22 protein-coding genes and 1 pseudogene are annotated in these 21,190 nt (G+C 35.6%); 18 read left to right on the plus strand and 5 right to left on the minus strand.

The window, feature by feature from the left end:
• Nucleotides 1-51: 51 nt before the first annotated feature.
• Nucleotides 52-378 (plus strand): DUF4181 domain-containing protein, encoded by a 327-nt coding sequence (locus LRP81_RS11280; protein ID WP_263458239.1) that lies wholly within the window; start codon nt 52-54, stop codon nt 376-378.
• Between the two features lie 53 nt (nt 379-431).
• Here the strand turns inward: LRP81_RS11280 and prli42 are convergent, their stop codons facing one another.
• Nucleotides 432-524, minus strand: coding sequence for a stressosome-associated protein Prli42 (prli42, locus tag LRP81_RS11285; protein WP_230501382.1), 93 nt, complete (start codon nt 522-524; stop codon nt 432-434).
• A gap of 152 nt (nt 525-676) precedes the next feature.
• Here prli42 and mce point away from each other — a divergent pair, with 152 nt between their 5' ends.
• The 5 genes from mce to LRP81_RS11310 all read left to right on the plus strand — a co-directional run bounded on the left by mce (nt 677) and on the right by LRP81_RS11310 (nt 5,864).
• Nucleotides 677-1,102, plus strand: a complete 426-nt coding sequence (gene mce / locus LRP81_RS11290; RefSeq protein ID WP_230501383.1) for a methylmalonyl-CoA epimerase — start codon at nt 677-679, stop codon at nt 1,100-1,102.
• A complete protein-coding gene (locus LRP81_RS11295) occupies nt 1,092-2,645 on the plus strand; it encodes an acyl-CoA carboxylase subunit beta (protein ID WP_230501384.1) in 1,554 nt (517 codons plus the stop codon). The genes mce and LRP81_RS11295 overlap by 11 nt, the downstream gene beginning before the upstream one ends.
• 122 nt (nt 2,646-2,767) lie before the next feature.
• Complete coding sequence (locus tag LRP81_RS11300) at nt 2,768-3,886, plus strand: M20/M25/M40 family metallo-hydrolase (RefSeq protein ID WP_230501385.1); 1,119 nt, start codon at nt 2,768-2,770, stop codon at nt 3,884-3,886.
• An 85-nt stretch (nt 3,887-3,971) separates the two neighbouring features.
• Complete coding sequence (locus tag LRP81_RS11305; protein ID WP_230501386.1) at nt 3,972-4,445, plus strand: chemotaxis protein CheW; 474 nt, start codon at nt 3,972-3,974, stop codon at nt 4,443-4,445.
• Between the two features lie 165 nt (nt 4,446-4,610).
• Nucleotides 4,611-5,864 (plus strand): DNA polymerase IV, encoded by a 1,254-nt coding sequence (locus LRP81_RS11310; protein ID WP_230501387.1) that lies wholly within the window; start codon nt 4,611-4,613, stop codon nt 5,862-5,864.
• Between the two features lie 583 nt (nt 5,865-6,447).
• On the opposite strand, the gene LRP81_RS11315 is transcribed toward LRP81_RS11310, so the two are convergent.
• Entirely contained in the window at nt 6,448-6,657 is a 210-nt protein-coding gene (locus LRP81_RS11315) for a hypothetical protein (protein WP_230501388.1), read from the minus strand.
• Nucleotides 6,658-6,972: 315 nt separating this feature from the next.
• Nucleotides 6,973-7,830 carry an HAD family hydrolase gene (locus tag LRP81_RS11320; protein WP_230501389.1) on the minus strand — a complete coding sequence of 286 codons (858 nt, stop codon included), beginning with the start codon at nt 7,828-7,830 and terminating at the stop codon, nt 6,973-6,975.
• A gap of 102 nt (nt 7,831-7,932) precedes the next feature.
• On the opposite strand from LRP81_RS11320, the gene rnz reads away from it, so the two are divergent.
• The 4 genes from rnz (at nt 7,933) to LRP81_RS11345 (ending at nt 11,110) form a co-directional block, all read left to right on the plus strand.
• Nucleotides 7,933-8,853, plus strand: coding sequence for a ribonuclease Z (gene rnz, locus LRP81_RS11325; protein ID WP_230501390.1), 921 nt, complete (start codon nt 7,933-7,935; stop codon nt 8,851-8,853).
• 107 nt (nt 8,854-8,960) lie between these two features.
• Nucleotides 8,961-9,596: a kinase gene (locus LRP81_RS11330; protein WP_230501391.1), complete on the plus strand. Its 636-nt coding sequence runs from the start codon at nt 8,961-8,963 to the stop codon at nt 9,594-9,596.
• Between the two features lie 22 nt (nt 9,597-9,618).
• Nucleotides 9,619-10,575, plus strand: coding sequence for a GNAT family N-acetyltransferase (locus LRP81_RS23355; protein ID WP_317987067.1), 957 nt, complete (start codon nt 9,619-9,621; stop codon nt 10,573-10,575).
• 40 nt (nt 10,576-10,615) lie between these two features.
• Nucleotides 10,616-11,110, plus strand: a complete 495-nt coding sequence (locus LRP81_RS11345) for a hypothetical protein (protein WP_230501392.1) — start codon at nt 10,616-10,618, stop codon at nt 11,108-11,110.
• 216 nt (nt 11,111-11,326) lie between these two features.
• Here LRP81_RS11345 and LRP81_RS11350 read toward each other — a convergent pair whose 3' ends face one another.
• Entirely contained in the window at nt 11,327-12,157 is an 831-nt protein-coding gene (locus tag LRP81_RS11350) for a TetR/AcrR family transcriptional regulator (RefSeq protein WP_230501393.1), read from the minus strand.
• Nucleotides 12,158-12,254: 97 nt separating this feature from the next.
• Between LRP81_RS11350 and LRP81_RS11355 the strand changes: the two genes are divergently transcribed.
• The 5 genes from LRP81_RS11355 to LRP81_RS11375 all read left to right on the plus strand — a co-directional run bounded on the left by LRP81_RS11355 (nt 12,255) and on the right by LRP81_RS11375 (nt 17,351).
• Entirely contained in the window at nt 12,255-15,335 is a 3,081-nt protein-coding gene (locus tag LRP81_RS11355; RefSeq protein WP_230501394.1) for an efflux RND transporter permease subunit, read from the plus strand.
• A gap of 163 nt (nt 15,336-15,498) precedes the next feature.
• The gene (gene fosB / locus LRP81_RS11360; RefSeq protein ID WP_230501395.1) at nt 15,499-15,921 is read left to right on the plus strand and encodes a metallothiol transferase FosB; all 423 of its coding nucleotides are present in this window, start codon (nt 15,499-15,501) and stop codon (nt 15,919-15,921) included.
• A gap of 40 nt (nt 15,922-15,961) precedes the next feature.
• Complete coding sequence (locus tag LRP81_RS11365) at nt 15,962-16,135, plus strand: hypothetical protein (RefSeq protein WP_230501396.1); 174 nt, start codon at nt 15,962-15,964, stop codon at nt 16,133-16,135.
• A 140-nt stretch (nt 16,136-16,275) separates the two neighbouring features.
• Nucleotides 16,276-16,788, plus strand: coding sequence for a GNAT family N-acetyltransferase (locus LRP81_RS11370; protein WP_230501397.1), 513 nt, complete (start codon nt 16,276-16,278; stop codon nt 16,786-16,788).
• 113 nt (nt 16,789-16,901) lie between these two features.
• Nucleotides 16,902-17,351 (plus strand): histidine phosphatase family protein, encoded by a 450-nt coding sequence (locus tag LRP81_RS11375; protein ID WP_230501398.1) that lies wholly within the window; start codon nt 16,902-16,904, stop codon nt 17,349-17,351.
• 76 nt (nt 17,352-17,427) lie between these two features.
• Here LRP81_RS11375 and LRP81_RS11380 read toward each other — a convergent pair whose 3' ends face one another.
• Nucleotides 17,428-17,745 carry a hypothetical protein gene (locus tag LRP81_RS11380; protein WP_230501399.1) on the minus strand — a complete coding sequence of 106 codons (318 nt, stop codon included), beginning with the start codon at nt 17,743-17,745 and terminating at the stop codon, nt 17,428-17,430.
• A gap of 153 nt (nt 17,746-17,898) precedes the next feature.
• Between LRP81_RS11380 and LRP81_RS11385 the strand changes: the two genes are divergently transcribed.
• From LRP81_RS11385 to LRP81_RS11395, 3 genes and pseudogenes are all read left to right on the plus strand, one after another.
• The gene (locus LRP81_RS11385) at nt 17,899-18,930 is read left to right on the plus strand and encodes an ArsR/SmtB family transcription factor (RefSeq protein ID WP_230501400.1); all 1,032 of its coding nucleotides are present in this window, start codon (nt 17,899-17,901) and stop codon (nt 18,928-18,930) included.
• A 63-nt stretch (nt 18,931-18,993) separates the two neighbouring features.
• Nucleotides 18,994-20,172, plus strand: a pseudogene (locus LRP81_RS11390) (MFS transporter).
• A gap of 57 nt (nt 20,173-20,229) precedes the next feature.
• Entirely contained in the window at nt 20,230-21,171 is a 942-nt protein-coding gene (locus LRP81_RS11395; RefSeq protein WP_230501401.1) for a hypothetical protein, read from the plus strand.
• Nucleotides 21,172-21,190: the final 19 nt, after the last annotated feature.

Below are 21,190 nucleotides of genomic sequence, written 5' to 3' on the forward strand. Positions count from 1 at the left end.
GTGTAATGGATGTATTTTATCTTGGCAGTTTTGTTTTTAATAGGATTTTGTATGTTGCTAGATTATCTCTTAAGAAAAATTTTCAAAATTAAACGGGTAAAAATGACAAACCCAATAGGAAAAAAGGTGGACCTTTGGGGGAGGATAATAATTGTTTTAATTTTTTTTGCTTTAACTCCTGTTATATCCATTATGTATGAGGATTACATGCATTATTTTATTATGGGTGCATTCTTAGTCATTATGTTTTTTGAAACTTTTGTGGAATGGAAATACAATAAAGAATCTAAAGGATATATTACTCATCTATTGTTTATTGGACTTTTCATACCCATCTTTTTGAATATTGACCTAATAATTGAATTATTAAATTTATAACGAAAAACGAGCTAGAATCATTTCCCGATTTTAGCTCGTTTTTTACTAATCTATTAAAAGAACATCGAAGCTCCTGCTAATAAGGTGGTAATAAGCATAACACCAATCATTAAATAGACTATTACTTTTTGAAATTTGCGGTTCATGAGTTCGTTTCACTCCCTATTTAATCTTCTTTTCTTATTGTACATGGATTTTTTTGCTTTCTCAAGCGAGGATTCCGAACGAAAAAGGAAGGAATTTTGCACAAATAGTCGAAATATTATAAAGTCATACTATGGGACAAACAACAGGGGGGATGAACGTGATTAAAAATGTGAACCACATTGGGATTGCTGTAAACTCTATTGAGACAGCGCTTCCATTTTATACAGAAACACTAGGTTTAACCTTTGAAGCAGTAGAACATGTAGCTTCACAACGGGTGAGGGTGGCATTTATTAGTGCTGGTAATTGTAAGCTGGAACTATTAGAACCAACATCACCTGACAGCCCCGTAGCCAAATTTATTGAAAAACGCGGAGAAGGGATACATCATATAGCCCTCGGTGTTGATAATATTGAAGAAAGAATTCAACAAATGATAGAAAAAGGCATTCCGATGATCGACAACCAATCAAGAGCTGGCGCTGGTGGTGCCAACATTGCTTTTGTGCACCCGAAAGCAAGCAAAGGTGTTCTGGTTGAATTCTGTGAAAAGGCGGCGACACAACATGACAGTTGATATTTATGAAAAAATAAATGAACTCTATGACAAACGTCGCGAGGTGGAGCTTGGCGGTGGTGATGAGCGTATCGACAAGCAGCATGAAAAAGGAAAATTGACAGCTAGAGAGCGAATTGAATTATTAGTAGACGAAGGAACTTTTGTAGAACTAAATCCATTTATCGAGCACCGCTGCAATGATTTCGGTCTGCAAGGGAAAAAGGGTCCTGGAGACGGGGTAGTGACCGGATACGGTAAGGTAAACGGCAAGCCTATCTATTTATTCTCACAAGATTTCACAGTATTTGGCGGGGCATTAGGAGAAATGCATGCGAAGAAAATTGCCAATGTTATGGATATGGCTGCTAAAAATGGTGCACCTATTGTTGGGCTAAATGATTCTGGTGGAGCCCGTATTCAAGAGGGGGTACTTTCTTTAGACGGTTACGGTCATATTTTCTATCGCAATTCAATCTATTCAGGTGTCATTCCACAAATTTCCGTTATCATGGGTCCATGTGCAGGAGGAGCGGTATATTCTCCAGCAATCACTGATTTTGTATTTATGGTGGAGAAAACAAGTCAGATGTTCATTACAGGTCCAAAGGTGATTGAGACTGTAACAGGGGAAAAAATAAGCTCTGAAGGCTTAGGTGGAGCTAAAGTGCATAATTCCATAAGTGGAAATGCTCATTTCTCCAGTTCTTCAGAAGAGGAAGTATTGGCGCAAGTACGTAATTTGTTAAGTTATTTACCACAAAATAATGAAGAAAAGCCAGATCGCATCTCATGTGAGCAAGGAGACGATTATCGTCCAGACCTTGCCGACGCCATCCCTTTTGATGCTATCCGCCCGTATGACGTTCGCATCGTAATCAATCAAGTAGTGGATGAAGGGTCATTTATGGAAGTTCATAAAGATTTCGCAAGAAATATAGTCGTAGGTTTGGCTAGACTTAAAGGGGAAGTAGTTGGGCTTGTTTGCAATCAACCGAAAGTGATGGCAGGAGGACTTGATATTGATTCCTCCGATAAAGCATCGCGATTCATCCGGTTCTGTGATTCATTTAATATTCCTTTAATAACGTTTGAGGATGTTACAGGATTTTTCCCTGGAGTAAAGCAGGAGCATGGGGGAATTATCCGTCACGGAGCAAAAATCCTATATGCATATTCCGAAGCGACGGTACCTAAGTTAACTGTAATTTTGCGAAAAGCTTATGGTGGAGCCTATGTAGCATTAAACAGTAAATCTATTGGAGCTGATTTAGTATATGCGTGGCCGAATGCAGAAATAGCGGTAATGGGACCTCAAGGAGCGGCAAATATTATTTTTGCACGTGAAATTAATGAAAGTGAAAATCCTGAACAAATGAGGAGCAAAAAGATTGAAGAATACCGCGAAAAATTCGCGAATCCATATGTTGCTGCTAGCCAAGGGATGGTAGATGATGTCATTGATCCAAGAGATACTAGGATAAAATTAATTCAGTCCTTGGAAATGCTACGTAATAAAAAGGAAACAAGACCACGTAAAAAGCATGGCAATATTCCGTTATAATTAACAAGGTGACAGGTGAAGACTTGTCACCTTTTCAATATGAAGGAGCGAAGTAAGGAAAAACTCTCATTATTAGGTTATAATAGGAGTGGATTCTATAAGTAGTAGGAGGAAAAATACATATGATTAACAGAGATAGACTTGTAGAAGAATTTTTAGAACTAGTAAAGGTCGATTCCGAAACAAAATTTGAAGCGGAAATCTGTAAAGTACTTAAGGAGAAATTCTCTGCTTTAGGTGTTCATGTGATGGAAGACGATACAACGGCTGAAACAGGACACGGAGCTGGGAACTTAATTTGTACGTTGGACGGGACAAAAGAAGGTGTTGATACCATTTACTTTACGTCTCACATGGATACAGTAATTCCAGGTAAAGGGATTAAGCCATCTATTAAAGATGGCTATATCGTAACAGATGGTACTACGATTCTTGGAGCTGATGATAAAGCAGGACTTGCTGCGATGTTAGAAGCGATTAAGGTGTTGCAAGAAAACAAAATTGAACACGGCAAAATTGAATTTATCATAACTGCTGGTGAAGAATCAGGACTTGTTGGTGCTAAAGCATTGGATCCAAAATTGGTCACAGCAAAATTTGGTTTCGCTCTTGATAGTGATGGAACAGTTGGAAATATTATCGTTGCTGCTCCAACACAAGCGAAAGTAAAAGCAACTATTTACGGAAAAACAGCACATGCTGGTGTAGCACCAGAAAAAGGTGTTTCCGCAATTACAATAGCTGCTAAAGCAATTGCAAAAATGCCACTTGGCAGAATAGACGAAGAAACAACTGCGAACATTGGACGATTTGAAGGTGGCGGTCCAACCAATATAGTGTGCGACAGGGTGGACATTCTTGCTGAAGCACGTTCATTAGTTTCAGAAAAAATGGAAGCACAAGTGGCAAAAATGAAAGAAGCATACGAAATGGTTGCTGCTGATATGGGTGGCCGTGCAGAGGTGCAAATTGAGATTATGTATCCTGGGTTTAAATTTGCAGATGGAGATCACGTTGTAGAAGTTGCTAAACGTGCAGTCTCATCTATCGGAAGAACTCCTGAACTGCAACGAAGCGGTGGCGGCAGTGATGCCAACGTAATTGCAGGTTTTGGTGTACCAACAGTTAATTTAGCTGTTGGCTACGAAGAAATTCATACTACTAATGAAAGAATGCCAATCGAAGAACTTGTAAAAACTGCAGAACTTGTTGTTAGTATTATGAAAGAAGTTGCAAACTAAAAATGTGGAAAAGCTTGGTGAAAATGCCAAGCTTTTTTTTCATCCTTGATTTATAATAGAAAAAAACAGGAATTGGAGAAAAGACATGGAATCTCAAAAGCTTGTAATCTTTGAAACAAATAATGAAGAGTACGGAATTCCAGTAGAGTTTGTCATCTCTATTGAAAAATTAGGAACGATAACAGCTTTGCCAGAAATGCCTATTTTTCTTAAAGGTATTATGAAGGTTAGGGATCAATTGATTCCGGTTCTTGATACGAAGGAATTGTTGTTTTCGCATTCGTTAGAGGTGTCCGATAAATCAAGATTAATTCTTATTGAGACTCCAGAAGTTACTATTGGTTTACTTGTGGAGGATGCTAAAGAAATACTGGAAACCGATCAAAATAATATTAAGGAACTGAATCTAATGACTCTACAAACATCTGCTTATATTAAAGCGATGGTGAATTTGGAAAACCGATTAATTGCAATGTTAGATCCTCGTTCACTTTTATTAAGTTTAAAGGAATTAGAACAGATTAAAGAAGCAGTTGAAAACCAACAAGTGTTAAACTAATATGCCGAAGCAGGATTCTTCCAAATTAGGAAGTTTTTCTGCTTTTTTCTGTAGTATCTTTTCTGATATTACAAAAGTTGATTCTTTAGTCGAGCGATGTTGTCCAACTGTAAAGCTAATTTAACATGCTATAATAGAAGTATTACTTTATAGGATCTGATGGATATGAATGAAATAATAAAAAAGAATCATCGTATCATATTTCATGTGGATATGAACAGTTTTTATGCTTCGGTGGAAATGGCATACGACTCTTCATTGCAAGGAAAGCCAGTGGCGATTGCCGGAAATGTAGAGGAACGAAAAGGAATTGTCGTCACATGCAGTTATGAAGCAAGGGCATTTGGAGTAAAAACGACCATGCCATTATGGGAAGCTAAGCAAAAGTGTCCACAGTTAATTGTGAGAAAACCGAATTTTGATAGATATCGCAAAAGTTCACAGGCTATGTTTAATGTACTAAGAGAGTACACGGACTTGGTTGAACCGGTTTCGATTGATGAAGGTTATATGGATGTTACCAATTATTCTGGTACATTAACACCTTTTCAAATTGCTGAAGAAATACAGAACCGATTAAAAATAGAATTATTATTGCCTTGTAGTATTGGAATTGCTCCTAATAAGTTTTTAGCAAAAATGGCTTCAGATATGAAAAAACCTATGGGAATAACCATACTAAGAAAAAGGGAGTTAAGTAAAAAGCTTTGGCCAATGAAAGTACAAGAAATGCATGGAATTGGCACTAAAACTGCTGAAAAATTAAATACCATTTCCATCTATACGATAAGGGATTTAGCGAAAGGAAACGACTATCAATTAAAACATCTCCTCGGAATAAATGGGGAACGTTTAAAAAAGCGTGCAAATGGTGAAGATAATCGCCCAGTAGACCCTGATAGTGTATCAGAGTTTAAAAGTATTGGAAATTCCACTACTCTCCCTAAAGATACAGACGATGAACGGATCCTGGAACAAACCATAGAAAAACTTGCCACTTCTGTTAGTGCACGCATGAAACGGAAGTCGGTCGTGAGCCGTAATATTCAATTAATGATTCGGTATGGTATTCACCATACGGTAACAAGAAGCAGAAAATTGGCAAATCCAATTGAAGCAATAGATCAGATTAAGGATGCCGCAATGTTTTTAATGAAAAAACATTGGAATGGAGAACCAGTGCGTCTTCTTGGAATAACTGCCCAGGAACTGGAAGAAAAAGATGACACTTTTAAACAGTTAGACCTCTTTACGTTTCAGGAAGATCTGAAAAAAGAGCCTTTGCAAAAAGCTCTTCAAGATTTGGAAGATAAGTATGGAAAAGGGGTAATTAAAAGGGGAATTAAGAATCAAAATACAACAGATCCAAATTCTTTAGCCAGAATAACGACAAGCTTTCAAAAGGACTTTTTAGAATGATTTGCCCGGTTACCAATCTAGGTAGGCGGGTTTTCTTTTTGTGATAATCTGTTCTATGAAATTTTACATGCTAGAGAAAGATTTGAACAAGAAGAGGGGAATATAAAGGGGTTAAAATCATAAGTTTACGGTATGATTTTAAATAATGAGGCATTAAAAAAGAAAAACGGAATTGTCTAAAATGTGTCGTTAGGAATGGGGCCGGGGATTAATAATACGATAGTACAAAATTATATAAATGTTAGTCTAATCCTGAATAATCCCGTTTGTAGAAAAGCAAATGGAAATTAACAATTCCGTTATAACTGGTGAATTAATTATTTCAGGTGAAATTTCAAAATTACTTCGGTGGTGGAAACGGATCTAGGGGACCACTTCCTGTAATTTTTCCAGAAAAGTAAGAGGATAATAGCGATTAAATTACCTGTGGTCTCTTTCACAGGTTTTTATTTTTTTGCTATTCACATAGTTTAGTACATCTTCTTTACAAACATTTACGACAGAAGATATAACATCTAAGTCATTAGTTATTTTTAGATCAATTAATCTTTTGGCAATTTCGAGTTCAGGTTTGTAGTGGTGATTATGAGCCATGATGTTGTGATTCCTCTTGATGATGTAATACATGTTTCATTCCATGAATGGATAACAGACAGACGGTTGTTAGCATACTGAATGTAAAGATCGGAGCATTGTTAGGAGTATCGTTAATCATAAAGTAGAAAAGTACAGCAAAGCCTGTCACAGCTAGAAGTTTTAATGTAATGTAGAAAGTCTTTTGTAATAGTTTCATAGAATTATCACCTCATCTTGAATTAGAACGTTTGTTCTGTTTTTATTATAACGGAACAAATGTTCGTTTTGCAACTAGTTTTTAAAAAAAGTTTTAGATTCTTTCCTTGAGTAGAGATAGATTATTTAAATCCATAAGAAATAGTGGACGTGTGATAAGTGAGGAACTACTGAAATGGGAAGTTTGAGTGTTAAAAGGCAGGTGTGAACTGGTTAATAAAAATAGAAAAGCTTAGAGCGAGTGCCCTAAGCTTAATGTGTTAAACACGTCTCCATTTAGTTATTAAGTGACAAATGGTATCAAAATAAGGTGAAATCAGAAAGATTCTGATTGATGTTCATTTAATAAATCATTCTCTAGCAACTCAGCCAGTTCTGCTAAATTCTTTACAGTAATATTAGACTCGCTCTCTTCAAATAAATTAAAGGAATCTATACATATTGTATGACAGCCTAGACGGGCAGCAGGGAGTATTTCATTAATATAATTGTCTCCGATACTTAGCATTTCCTCAAAAGAAACATTAAATTTATTAGATATATATGTAAGTTGTTCGGATGTAGATGCAGGTTTATTTGCTTCGAAAATCTTCTCGTGAAAGTATGAGGTAAAGCCAAGTTTCTTCAAAATAACATCACTGTCTGTTTGTGGACTATTCGTCATTAATACTAGTTTGTATTTACCATGCAGTTTTTCTAGAACTTGTGCGAATTCCTTTAGAGGTTCTAAAATAAAGCTATCAGTCATCATATGTTCTCTCGTTTGTAGAAATGCTGAATAGGCATCCTCGCTAGATAATCCATAATGTTTCGCAATTGAAACAGGAATCCACCATAAATCTCCAATACTTAGCATAGTGAAAAGATCAAACTCCAGTGTATTTGGATAAAGAGAATTTAGTTCTTCTTTTGTGACTTTTTCCCCATCCCATTGCCAACCGTCAATGACATTTCCATTTTGGTGAGCAAGTATCAAGTCTTCTTTGGCATCGTATACTCTTCCAATTTTTAATGTGTGCTGATCTGTCTCCACTGCTGAATAATCCTTTTCAAAAGATGCTTGATACTCCTTTGGTAACATCTCTCTTAATAAGTCTGCATAATAGCGGAAGTGATGAGTATCTTCATATAAGGTGCCGTCTAAATCAAAAACAATGGTTCGTATGTTATGCATATTATCCTCTCCTTCGGTTCATTATCTATATTGTACTATATTCCCGAATTTTCTTATGCTTTTTTTGTTATTTGAGTATAATGGAAGGAAGGAGCGATGAATATGAAAATAACTTTTTTAGGGACAGGTTCTGGTGTTCCTGCGAAGCATCGAAATGTATCATCCCTTGCCCTTCACATAGAGGATAAAGAGGGATCTTTATGGTTGTTTGATTGCGGGGAAGCAACACAGCATCAGATTTTACATACATCATTAAAACCAAGGAAAATAAAAAAAATTTTTATTACACATTTACACGGTGATCATATATTTGGTTTACCGGGACTATTAAGCAGCAGATCCTTTCAGGGAGGAGATACGCCCCTTACTGTGTATGGTCCTAAAGGAATAAAATTGTACTTAGAAACTTCATTGCATGTAAGTATGACTCATTTAAATTATCCGTTAGTAATAGAGGAATTTGAGGAGCAAGGCCTTCAAATTGAACTTGATAATTATATAATTGAGAGTAAAAAGTTAGTACATGGTATCCCATCATTTGGCTATCGAATTGTTCAAAAAGATTTACCCGGTGCTTTGTTAATGGATAAAGTAAAAGTACATCGTATTCCCTCAGGTCCACATCTCCAAATGCTTAAAGAAGGAAAAGTAATCACTTTAGCAGATGGCAGAAATTTTGATGGCAAGGAATTTATAGGACCGCCCAAAAGAGGGAAAATCATTACGATTTTAGGTGATACAAGATATACTGACACATCTATTGAGCTTGCGCAATACGCTGATGTTCTTGTACATGAGGCTACTTTTGGAGCAAAAGATGAGCTGCTAGCAAAAGAATATTTTCACTCCACAACCCTTCAAGCAGCTAAAGTTGCAAAATCAGCAAAGGCTACCCAATTACTTCTTACACATATAAGTGCTAGATATCAAGGAGAAGACGTCCAAGTTTTACTTCAAGAAGCGATGGATGTTTTTCCAAATTCAATTGTGATGAAGGACTTTGATGTAGTGGAAATTAAATAGCTGGGGAAACAATCTACAGGTATAGCGGTAGGTTGTTTTTTTATGCGCAGTTGGTAAAAAATGAAACTTTTAACATTTTAAAACGTCTTAGTAATAGGAGGATGATGATGTCTTTACATATTGTAACTCAAGCTATTTTAAAAGGGTATTTTCACAGAAGTAAGAAAAACAGACCTTATATCGTTGCTATTGATGGATTAAGCGGGGCAGGTAAAACTACTTTTTCTAAGATATTAACAAGTGAATTAAATCAACACTGTCTAACCATACTGCTACATATTGATCATTATATCGTTTCGAGAAAAGATCGATATGATACAGGATATGCCCCATGGTATGAATATTATCAATTACAATGGGATGTTCCTAAATTAACAAGTGATTTATTTATTCCGCTACATAATAATTGCACTTCACTTTCTCTCCCTCTATATGACCATCCTTCCGATACAATTTCAGCACAGAGTGTTTGGGTATCAACTGATAGTATCATTCTAATCGAAGGTGTTTTCCTTCAAAGAAAGGAATGGAGAGATTTTTACGATTATCGTATTTTTAAAGATTGCCCTCGAGAAATCAGGTACAAAAGAGTTCTAGACAGGGATCGGTATATAGGCGATTATGAGGAAAGGCTAGAAAAATATAAACAAAGATATTGGCCAGGAGAAGAGCATTACTTAGCAATAGAAAATCCTATTGTGAACGCTACTTTTGTGTATGAGGAGCAAGAAGGAGTTGAGTGATTTGAATATTACTATACACCAAATGAATAAAAATACAGCAATAAATATTCTTCAGTGGATATATGAAAAACCATATGATTTTTATAATAATAGTGTGACACAAGAAAATATCGATGAAATGATGGATGGGTCATACAAATATTTGATAGATGAGAAGCAAGAAATACTAGGTTATTTTTGTACAGGGAAAGCGGCACAAGTTCCAGCTGGCCATAAAACAAATGTTTATAAGCAAGATGCGATCGACATTGGTCTTGGAATGAATCCGAAATTTATTGGACAAGGAAATGGGTATAAATTCTGCACATTCATTATAAATTATTTCTTTGAATCAGCTCCAGAGTCTACATTAAGGTTATCAGTAGCAATATTTAATAAAAGAGCTATCCATTTATACGAAAAATTAGGGTTTAAGAATACAAGTGAATTTTCTACAGGTACAACAGAATTTGTCACAATGGTGTTAAGGAAGTGTAGCATGATTATCAAATTAGAGAAACTCGCAATGACTGATGCGACCCCTTTATTTGAATTTGAAAGTAAGAATAGATCTCATTTTGAAAAGTCAGTTCCATCACGGGGAGAGAAATATTATATTTTGGAACATTTTTTAGAAGGATTAACAGACCTATTAGAAGAGCAAAATCGACAAGACTCATATTTTTATTTAATAAAAGATGAGATGGGGTCAATTTTAGGAAGAATAAATATTATTGATATAAATCGTCAACAAAAGGTCGGTCATTTAGGTTACAGAGTTGGAGAAAATGCTGTTGGTAAAGGGGTTGCAAGTAAAGCGGTAGCACAAATACTTGAACAAACCAAAGACTTAGAAATAGTTTCTATAAAAGCAAAAACTACACTAGATAACATTGCTTCACAAAAAGTTTTAGAAAAAAACGGCTTTATGCGAACAGATCTATTAGCTGAAACTAATGACATAGATTTTGTTTATTATGAATGGAAGATAGATACTTAGAATACTAACTAAACTAAGGCAGAAAGGGGTAGCAGAAGATATGAGATTATTCATTAACTGTATGATCCTCACTGTTTTAATAAGTGCTTGTAGCTCTCTTGAGAAGAAAGAGGTGTTCCCTGAAGTAATGCCGGATGATTTTAGTTTTATATTAAAATATGGTTTTGAGGCACGAGACATCTTAAACACCATTGACCATACATATACAAAGAACATGGTGTTGGATGAGGACATTACAATAGACCTGGAACTATCCAATGAAGAAATAGAAGCAATATACATGAAGATAAAAGAAATCGACTTATTGGCTTCAGCTGATAAGGCAAGTGATGTTTCATGTGTAGATCCATATGAAAGAAATGAAATAACTCTCACTATAAACGGAGAAGTATATGAACGAAAATGGATTACTTCCAAATGTGACAAACGTGCAGACGATAAGCTCAAAGAATTCACAGACTTTATCTCTTATGACATAATCAGAGGAAAAGAGGAGGTAAAACAACTCCCTGCTACTAGAGGTGGTTATGATTGACTTGTATTTCTCGAAAATCTAGAAGCATTGATAATTGAGGAATTGCAATAAGAAAGGCAGGAATAACATATCCCATGCCTTTCTTATTATGTGATTAAGTAAATTTTTACTCTGAACTGTTAAATATAACTAACGCTCGCTATTATTAATTCTGCAAAATAACTTATATCCTGCTTCATCCGCTAGTAAGTGCGAATACTGGCATCCATTTCTTGTTTATTCCCCATAATATTGATCAAGTAATAAAGCTAACCATTTTCCTTGTGGATGCTTCCGAATATTTTCAATTAAGCCCTTTCTTATCGCAGGAGGGAAAGAAGGGGCCGGGAAATCCTTTTCGATTAATTTTAAAGATTCTTTCACTACAGTATCATCTACTTCATTCCATTTTTGCTGAATTAATTTTAATAAATCTTCTTGGCTTTCCGCATTTCGTTCTGAGTTTTTCAAATAGAAAGTGAGATCTTCTGTAATAAATGGCATACTTGTGTGTGCAGCCAAAATATTCGTTTTTTCAACTAGGGAGTCACAAAGTTGATTCAGGTTTAAATCTAAATTATAGAATAAAAAAAGTTCAGAATGAATACGAAGAAACCCTTTTATGCAGTATAGCAAATCGTACTTCGTATCTTTAACTTTTTCCTTATACAGCTTATTGATCATTAGGAGAATTGCTTCATCCATTTTAATATCATAAATTCTCGTCTTAATAAATATTTCCTTATTTAAGGAGTGGGATTGCTCTTTTATTAATACCTTAGCCAAATCTGAATGTTTTTGGAAAGATTGAAACATTTGGTAATAAAAATCATGCAGCAAGGTCGTAAAATCAGAGTTTTTGACTAGTTGGTCAATATCAGTTGTAATCTCTAATAAAAAGTAGTCTATCATAGAAAATATTAGTTCATCTTTAGATTTAAAGGACAAGTAAAAAGCACCTTTAGATATGCCGCAATACTCTGTTATTTGTTGTACAGAAGTAGCTTCAAATCCGTGCTTGGCAAAAAGCTCGGATGCTTTTTCCATTATCAGTTGTTTTTTGGACATATAGTAAATCTCCTAGTGTAAATTGTTGACATGTGACTGAGTAGTCATTAGTATATAAAATGGAACAGGAAAAGTCAATTAAAGGGTAGGTGCAGTTGTGAGAGGTTTAGTCAATTTTGTAATAAGAAACAAATTAGCAGTTTGGTTGCTAACGATTATTATTACTGTATCTGGAATCTATTCAGGTACAAAAATGAAAACAGAAACGATTCCAGATATATCAATTCCATTCCTTATGGTAATGAATGTATATCCTGGCGCGACTCCTGAAGATGTGATGGAGAATGTCTCTATTCCACTAGAGCATGCAGTGGAAGGGTTAGATGATGTAAAATCCATCTATTCCAATTCTTATTCGAACATGGCAAATCTACAAATTGAGTATGAATATGGAACAGATATGGACGAAGCTAAAAGGGCTCTTTCCTCTGCATTAGATGCAGTTGAGTTACCAAATGGAGCTCAAGAGCCAATCATAACAGCAATCAGTATGAATATGATGCCAGTTGTTGCCTTAAGTGTAAGTAGTGAAACAGAAGACATTGTGGAATTATCTTCTACAGTAGAAAATACACTGCTACCTAAAATTGAGAAACTCAATGGCGTTGCTTCTGCAAGCATTGCTGGTCAACATATTGAAGAAGTAGAATTAAGCTATGATGAAGATAGAATGGCGGAGCTTGGCTTAACAGAAGAAAATGTGAAGCAGATGATTCAAGCAAGTAATATGGCTGTTTCCTTAGGTCTTTATGAGTTTGAAGAAGGTGAAGAGGCTGTTTCCATTGACGGTAAGTTCATGACTGCAAGTGAATTAGAAGAAATGTTAATTCCGGTTACTCCTTCGGAAACTGTGCAGGTCCCATTTGTTAAATTGGGTGACATTGCAGACATTGAAGTCGTAGGAAAAGTACAGTCTGTTTCTAGAACTAATGGTTTAGATGCCATCGCTATTCAGGTATTAAAACATCCACAAGCTAACACAGTCGACGTAGTAAATGATGTAAAAGAATTAGTTGAAGATGAACAACAGAGTATCAATGGTTTAGTAGTCGATGTGACGTTAGATCAAGGAGAACCAATCGAGAAGTCTGTAGCGACGATGGTTGAAAAAGCATTATTTGGTGGTGCCATTGCGATCCTAATCATTCTTCTCTTTTTAAGAGATGTGAAATCCACTATCATTTCGATTGTTTCGATACCAGTTTCCATCTTTATGGCACTTCTTTTATTGAACTGGATGGATATTACGTTAAATATAATGACACTTGGAGCCATAACTGTTGCGATTGGTCGTGTTATTGATGATTCCATTGTAGTCGTCGAGAATATATTCCGAAGGCTGCATTTGAAGGAAGAAAAGCTTACTGGTCGTGCGCTTGTAAGGGAAGCAACGATTGAAATGTTTAAACCAATCCTGTCCTCTACATTGGTAACGGTAGCAGTTTTTGCTCCACTTATTTTTGTCGGTGGAATGGTTGGGGAATTATTTATGCCATTTGCTTTAACGATGACATTTGCTCTTGGTGCTTCCCTATTCGTAGCTATCACAATAGTGCCAGCAATGTCTCACTATTTGTTCAAGAAAAAATTGTATAGTGAGAAAACGGAAAGCAATCACAAGGAAGTTGGTAAACTTGCAAACTGGTATAAAGGAATTCTGAAGTGGACGTTGAATCATAAAATCATCACTTCCATTATTTCTATTGTGTTGTTAGTTGGAAGCTTGGCGTTAACTCCACTTATTGGTTTCAGTTTCCTAGGAAGTGAAGAAGAAAAAGTAATGTATGTAACGTATTCACCGGAAGCAGGTGAGCTGAAAGATACAACACTTGCAAACGTAGAAGAAGTAGAAAAAGAACTAATGAAGCGTGATGATATTGATATTGTCCAACTCTCAGTATCAGACGGATCAGATGCCCAAATGGCGATGATGGGTGGAGGCTCTGATGGGGTATTAATGTATTTAATCTTTGACCCAGATATGGAGAATTTCCCAGAAGCCAGGAAACAGGTAGAGGATTACGTATTTAATATTGGTCATTCAGGAGAATGGAAGAGTCAAGACTTTACTTCTGGATCATTTGCAACTAATGAAATTAGCTATACTTTCTATAGTGAGAACCTAACTAATCTTAATTCAGCTGTAAAAATGGTGGAAGAAGCCATGAGTAGCACAGATACTTTAGAGAATGTATCATCAAGTGCCGAAGATGCATTTGTGGAGCATACATTAAAAGTTAGCCAGGATGAGTTAATTCAATATGGATTAACTGCAGGACAAATTGTAATGATGCTTAGTCCCCATTACGAAGAAGTCCTAACAACTGTAGAAAAAGATGGGAAAACCCTTGATGTAATCGTAAAGCAAGAGCAACAAGAGAAAGCAAAAACAATCGATGAATTATTAGAAACCGAAATTCCAACTGCTCTTGGTACTACAATTCCTCTTTCTGAGTTAGTGGAAGTGGAAGAGGGGACCACATTAAATACCCTGTCAAGAAGCCAAGGGGAATACTACGCTTCTGTAAGTGGTACTGTTATTGGTGAAGATATCTCAAAAGCAACAGCCGAAGTGGATAAAGCATTAAAAGAGATAGATTTACCAACAGGTGTGACAATGGATGTAGCCGGTGTTGCAGCTGATATGGAAGAAACGTTCACTCAACTTGGTCTTGCGATGCTTGCTGCAATTGCCATTGTTTACTTTATCTTAGTCGTGACATTTGGAGAGGGTGTTGCTCCATTCTCCATCTTGTTCTCCCTTCCATTTGCTGTTATCGGGGCATTTGTTGGTCTTTTGATTGCAGGAGAAACAATCTCTGTACCAGTAATGATGGGACTCTTAATGCTTATAGGTATTGTTGTTACAAATGCCATTGTATTAGTTGATCGTATCATTCATATGGAACGTGACGGCATGACGATGCGTGAAGCAATTCTAGAGGCAGGAGCAACTCGTTTACGTCCAATTTTAATGACTGCCATTGCTACAATTGGCGCATTAGTTCCACTTGCAATTGGGTCAGGCGGTGGAGGATTAATCTCCAAAGGTTTAGGTATTACAGTTATTGGTGGTTTAACAAGTTCCACTCTTTTAACCTTGATTATTGTTCCAATCGTATACGAAGTATTATCTAAAATATTCAAGAAAAACCGTAAAGAAATGTTAGATAACTAACGATTACTAGCTACTTTTTACTGACAGGTTCAGTGAAAAGTAGTTTTTTTATTGAAAATTTGTTTGCATTAACCTGAAAAAATTTTTTAGGACTTAAAGAATATGATGAAACATATAGACAGGTAATTACGTATGTAGTTGTAAAATACGAGGAGTGTTCTTAATGAAAATAAAAGGTTTAAATCATTTCTTATTCTCTGTTTCCGATCTTGAGAAGTCGATTCAATTCTACCAAGATGTGTTTCATGCAAAACTTCTAGTGAAAGGGAGAACAACTGCTTATTTTGATTTAAATGGAATATGGCTTGCTCTAAATGAAGAAAAAGACATTCCTAGGAATGAAATTCATGATTCTTACACACATATTGCATTTAGTGTTGATGAAACAAATATTCATGAAATATATGAGCATTTAAGAAAACATCAAGTGAATATCCTAAATGGCCGTCCAAGAGATATACAAGACAGGCAGTCCATTTATTTTACCGACCTAGACGGCCATAAATTTGAGTTTCATACGGGTACTCTTCAAGATAGAATGGATTATTACAGAGCAGAAAAGGAGCATATGGAGTTTTATGACTAAAGGGAAAATTTTAATTATAAAATTTATTTTATTATTTGTTATGGTTGCATGTAAAACGGAAGAGATATCTAATGAGAATTTTGTGCACTGGACAGAGAAAACTGATAATCAGCTTCAGCGCTTAGATGAAGCAAGAATTAAATATGAGATAAGAGACATGGAGATTTGGATAAATGAGAAAGACCTTGATAAAGCAGTGGTATGTTGTAGTTAAGATCATTTTTTGCAGTGAGTAGTTTTTTCTAACAGGAAATAAACAAAATAGAATCCAGAATGGTGCCAAAAAGCACTTAGGAAAATGATTTAGAAAAGGGAGCAATAATTTGTATATGAAAATATGACTTTCTAGGAGGAATGAAATTGATATTAGAGTCTGACATTCTCATACTGAGAGAGACAGAACCTACGGATTTAGAATTCGTATGTAGCTTAGAATTAGATGAAGAAAATGAACCATTTATTATTCCTTGGCCAGAAGAAATTCATGAAAAAGCGATCAAAAGTACAGATTCTTTCCATTTAATGATAATCGACAGAAAAAGTATGCGTCCTGTTGGCTATATCATTATTGCAGGGCTAAATAGTGCACACTCTAGTTTAGAACTCGTGCGCATTACCATTAATGACAAAGGGATGGGATACGGGAAGGAAACTTTCAGGCTAATAAAGAATTGGGTATTTATGAAAAACAACTCGAATCGGTTATGGCTAGATGTAAAAGTAAACAATGAGCGTGCGATTAATCTCTATAAAAAACAAGGTTTTGTCGTGGAAGGTACATTGAGAGAATGCATTAAAAATTATGCTGGTTTTGAATCCTTGCATATTATGTCTATACTAAAATCTGAATATATGAACAATAAATAGAATTTCGTTTATTGTCTATAAAAAGGGGTTTTTAAATATGATATACGTAGTAAGACACGGAGAAACTGATTTAAATAAAGAAAAGACGTATGCAAGGAAGAATGGGTGAACCTTTGAACGAAAATGGAAAAGAACAAGCAAGGATATTAAGAAAAGAATTACATAATATTAGTTTTGACTTTGTATTTTCTTCTCCACAAAAAAGAGCAGTTGAAACTGCAGAAATTATTACAGGTAAACAAGCTATTTTAGATGATAGATTAGATGTATATAATTTAGGTGAAGCTGACAGATTACATATTAGAGATGTGAAAATGGTTGGTCCCTTGCCAGATCCCTCTGTCTATAAAGGTGTGGAAAAACCGGAGGAATTCGTTAAAAGAGTATTTAATTTTATGAGTGATATTGAGAACAAGTATGGAAAGCAAGAAAAAAATATCCTAATCTGTGGTCACAGGTGTACAACTGCATGTATAGGTGCGTATAGTAAAAGAGTGCCAGTTGATGAAAACATTTTTAGATTTTCTTCAAAAACTGGTGAGTATAAAAGATTTACGTTTTAGTAAAAATACCATTGATAAAGCGCCAAAAAATAAGCATATGAGAGAAAGCTTAAGCTTTTTCATCATATGCTTATTTTTATGTTCCCCAAATATAAAATACGCCAAAATAAGTAATTAAGCATAAAAGGGAGCCGACAACAAATGGATTAAAACGAAAAGAGCCTTCTTCGAACTTTGGTTTGTAACTTCCCATAGATGTAGTAAAGGCTTTGACTTCTGAAGCTCTGGATAATGCATCTCCTGAGCTACTCATCAATAACGCTATGAAAACAAAAACACACGAACCGAAAAACATGGTATTAAATAAGTTGGTCTCAAAGTATACAGAGATTCCAATAAGTATTGCCATTTCCACAATAAGGACTATGAAAACAAATAGTAAAAATTTTTTCATGATTTTTCCCCCGTATATGTTTTTCTATAATTACGTATATAAAGGGAATAAGTTTCAAATAAAGTAAAAAAATGCATGTAAATTCAATCAATATTGAATTTAATATTCTAATGATATAGAATTTATTTAATGGATGAATATGGAGGTATGAAGATGGATGTGTTAGATCACTCAAGTAGAAAAAGACAAACATATCAAGTGGAAGTGAAGTATTCCATTCTATGGGAATGCGCTTTAGGAATAGCTGCTGTAACCAACTCTTCCTTAATTGATTCTTTAGATCAGTCTTTAGAAAAAGTAAGAAAATCAGTTTCCAACGAGTTAAGCCAGGCACTTCATTTTGTTGAAAAAGAAAATACGTGGAAAGCGTTATTGCAATTGTTGCATGTGAAAGACTTCGAACATATTGAAAACTTTCTTGCCTTTCTTCAAGAGTTACCTCTTACCGACCTTAAGTTCTATTCGCTACCTTTTGTAGGATCCGAACATCAACAAACACGGAAAATGGCTGCAAATGGTAGTGAAAAAGCTATGGATAAACTGAAGATATTAACAGCAGACAATCCATTTTTTCCATCTTATATAGATTTTATATGTAACGTAGACCCTAAAATTTTAAGAGGGCACCTCCAACTAGTGATTTCTAGGTGGTATGAAGAAGTGGTAACGAAGGATATTGACAAACTGCAACAGATTCTAGAAATTGATGCAGAAAGTAAGAAAATAATGAAAGATAAAAAAAGTCCCGAAGCATTTGTTGAATGGGCTACAGGTGGAATCAACTATTTATCCGAACCAACTGTAGAAAAGGTATTATTGATTCCCCAGTATATCTACCGGCCTTGGAATATAAAAGCGGATCTGGAAGGAACGAAAGTTTTCTACTATCCGGTTTCCAATACTAGCATTACACCTGATGACAGGTACACACCTAGCAATCTTTTTGTATTAAAACATAAAGCATTGGCAGATGAAACTAGGCTGAGATTAGTTAAGTTGCTAAACGAGAAAGATAGGACACTTCACGAACTCACTCAAATGCTGCAACTTGGTAAATCTACACTGCATCACCACTTGAAAATATTGCGTGCTGCCCAATTAGTAGGTACAAGTGGAAGTAAATATATATTGAAAAGAGCCAATATCGACAATATGCAATTAGAGATGGAGAATTACCTTACCTAATGGGGTGTGTGTGTGAGGAAAAGTCAAAGTATAATATATAACCGTTCTTTTGCAACTGTTTGGATGGGCAATATTTTTTCTGAAGTTGGAGGGGCTTTTGGGACCTTTTGTAATTCGATATAAATTTATCAGCTTACTGGTTCAAGTGCAGCACTTGGGAGTATGTGGCTACTTTATTTTATTCCATCTATCATATTGCAGCTTTTCATCGGCCCTATTATTGATGTATGGGATAGAAAGTGGACCATGATTGTTTCGCAATGGGTACGGGGAGCCTTTTTTCTTCTTCCATTAGCTGCTTTTGCTACTGGAGATTTACAAGTTTGGCATATCTATGCGGTTCAAGTAGTGATAGGACTGATTACGCCAATTTATACACCAGCAAACCAGGCAATCGTTCCGAGTATTGTTCCAAAAGAGCAATTAAAATCGGCAAATGCCTTATTGGATGGAGCTGTTAGGCTAATGACTTTTATGGCACCGTTACTTGGTGGTGTGGTAATAGAATTGGTTGGAGTGTTTGCCACATTAATTTTTGTTTGTATTTCTCTAATTACTAGTGGTATTTTTCTGTTGTTTATTAAAGAAAACCGGGAGAAAGTGGAACAACGAAGTACATGGTTAGCGCAGTTTATGGAAGGGATTACTTATTTCTTTACCCAACGTGTGATTGTTTGGTTAGGTTTTTTCTTAGCATTCGTTCAGTTCGGTGTCGGGGTTACGATGGTTGTCACACTTCCCTATATTACCGATCTTCTTTCTGGTAGCTATGCCGATTATGGGTTGTTCATGGCGGGGTTTCCATTAGGGTATATAATTGGTGCGATGTTAGTTGGAAAGGTTGCGGTGAAAAGTAGAAGGGGAGTATTGCTAGGTGCCCTCGTCGTTGGAGGTATTACGTTTATTTTGTTGGGAGTTAATCAAAGTATAAGTGTTGCTATAATAATAGAAATAATAGCTGGCATCTCTATGGCTTTTTTTAGCATACATAATATTACACTTGTACAGGAAAGAGTACCGAACCATTTGATGGGAAAAGTAACATCTGTACGACTATTTATTATTCGTTGTGCCATGCCATTAGGTGTTTTGGCAGCCACTGTTTTTAGCGAATGGTGGGGGATAAGAGCGTTGTATTTTTTTATTGGCTTTGTTATTTGTGCGGTCTCATCCCTAGGAATACTTCTCCCATATTTTAGGTTTTTAGACAAGGAAGAAGGGTTAAATAAAATGGCCTCCTAACCCTCCTGAAACCTTTCGTATCAATCCAGCGTATATAGAGATAAAAGGGGCGTTATTATGTTTAAAGATCTAAATAAAGAGTTGTTTTTAATAAAGGAAAACTTGCGAAAAAAAGCAAAATATGAAGAGCATATTGACAGATTGAATACATATTTTTATGAGGAAAAGGGGAAGAAGTATAAGCTGGAAGACATGCTGCTGCAAGAAGAAGAAAATGTTGCTAAACTTGAGGGTTTTTCTCTCTCTAATGTTTTCTACACTTTAACTGGCAAAAAACATGAGAAGCTCGATATGAAGCAACAAGAAGTAATGGCGGCTAAATTAAAATATATTGAAGCAGCGGAAACCATTGCAGATGTAGAGTTGGAATTGCAGGAGTTTCTAGGCTTATTAGCACAGATAGGTAATCCAGAAAAGAGATATCAGGAAATTTTACGTGAAAAAGAAAGATTGATTCACGATTCTGATACGGAATGGAGTGAAAATTTGTTTGAACTCGTTGAGCAGGAAACAGGTCTGGAGTCCAATTTGATTGAATACCAAGAAGCGATTGCTGTAGGGGGAACAGCGGAAGCATCTTTAAAGCAAGCTTTATCTTCATTAGATTCTGCGAAAAATTGGTCAACGTGGGATATGATTGGTGGCGGAATGATTTCGACGCATATGAAACATAGCAGATTAAATGAAGCAAAATCATCTATTCATGATGCCCAACGTAAACTGAGACTTTTTCAAGAAGAGCTGAAGGACATTCAGCATCATTTCAATAGCAACTTGGAAATAGGAGGGATGCTAACTTTTGTAGACTATTTCTTTGACGGAATAATTGTAGATTGGATGGTGCACGGTAAAATTACTAATAGCTATGATCAAACAAGAGAAACATACAGAAGGGTATCTAGTCTAGTAAATTCATTGAGAGATCAACAGAGGGAACTGCTTCGTAAATTAGAGAATGTACAGATAGAGAAGAAAAATTTATTGGAAACTTCTGGGTGAAATATGTAAAAAAGAGAAA

It is taken from the genome of Sutcliffiella rhizosphaerae (genome assembly GCF_917563925.1).
GTDB classification, from domain to species: Bacteria; Bacillota; Bacilli; order Bacillales; family Bacillaceae_I; genus Sutcliffiella_A; species Sutcliffiella_A rhizosphaerae.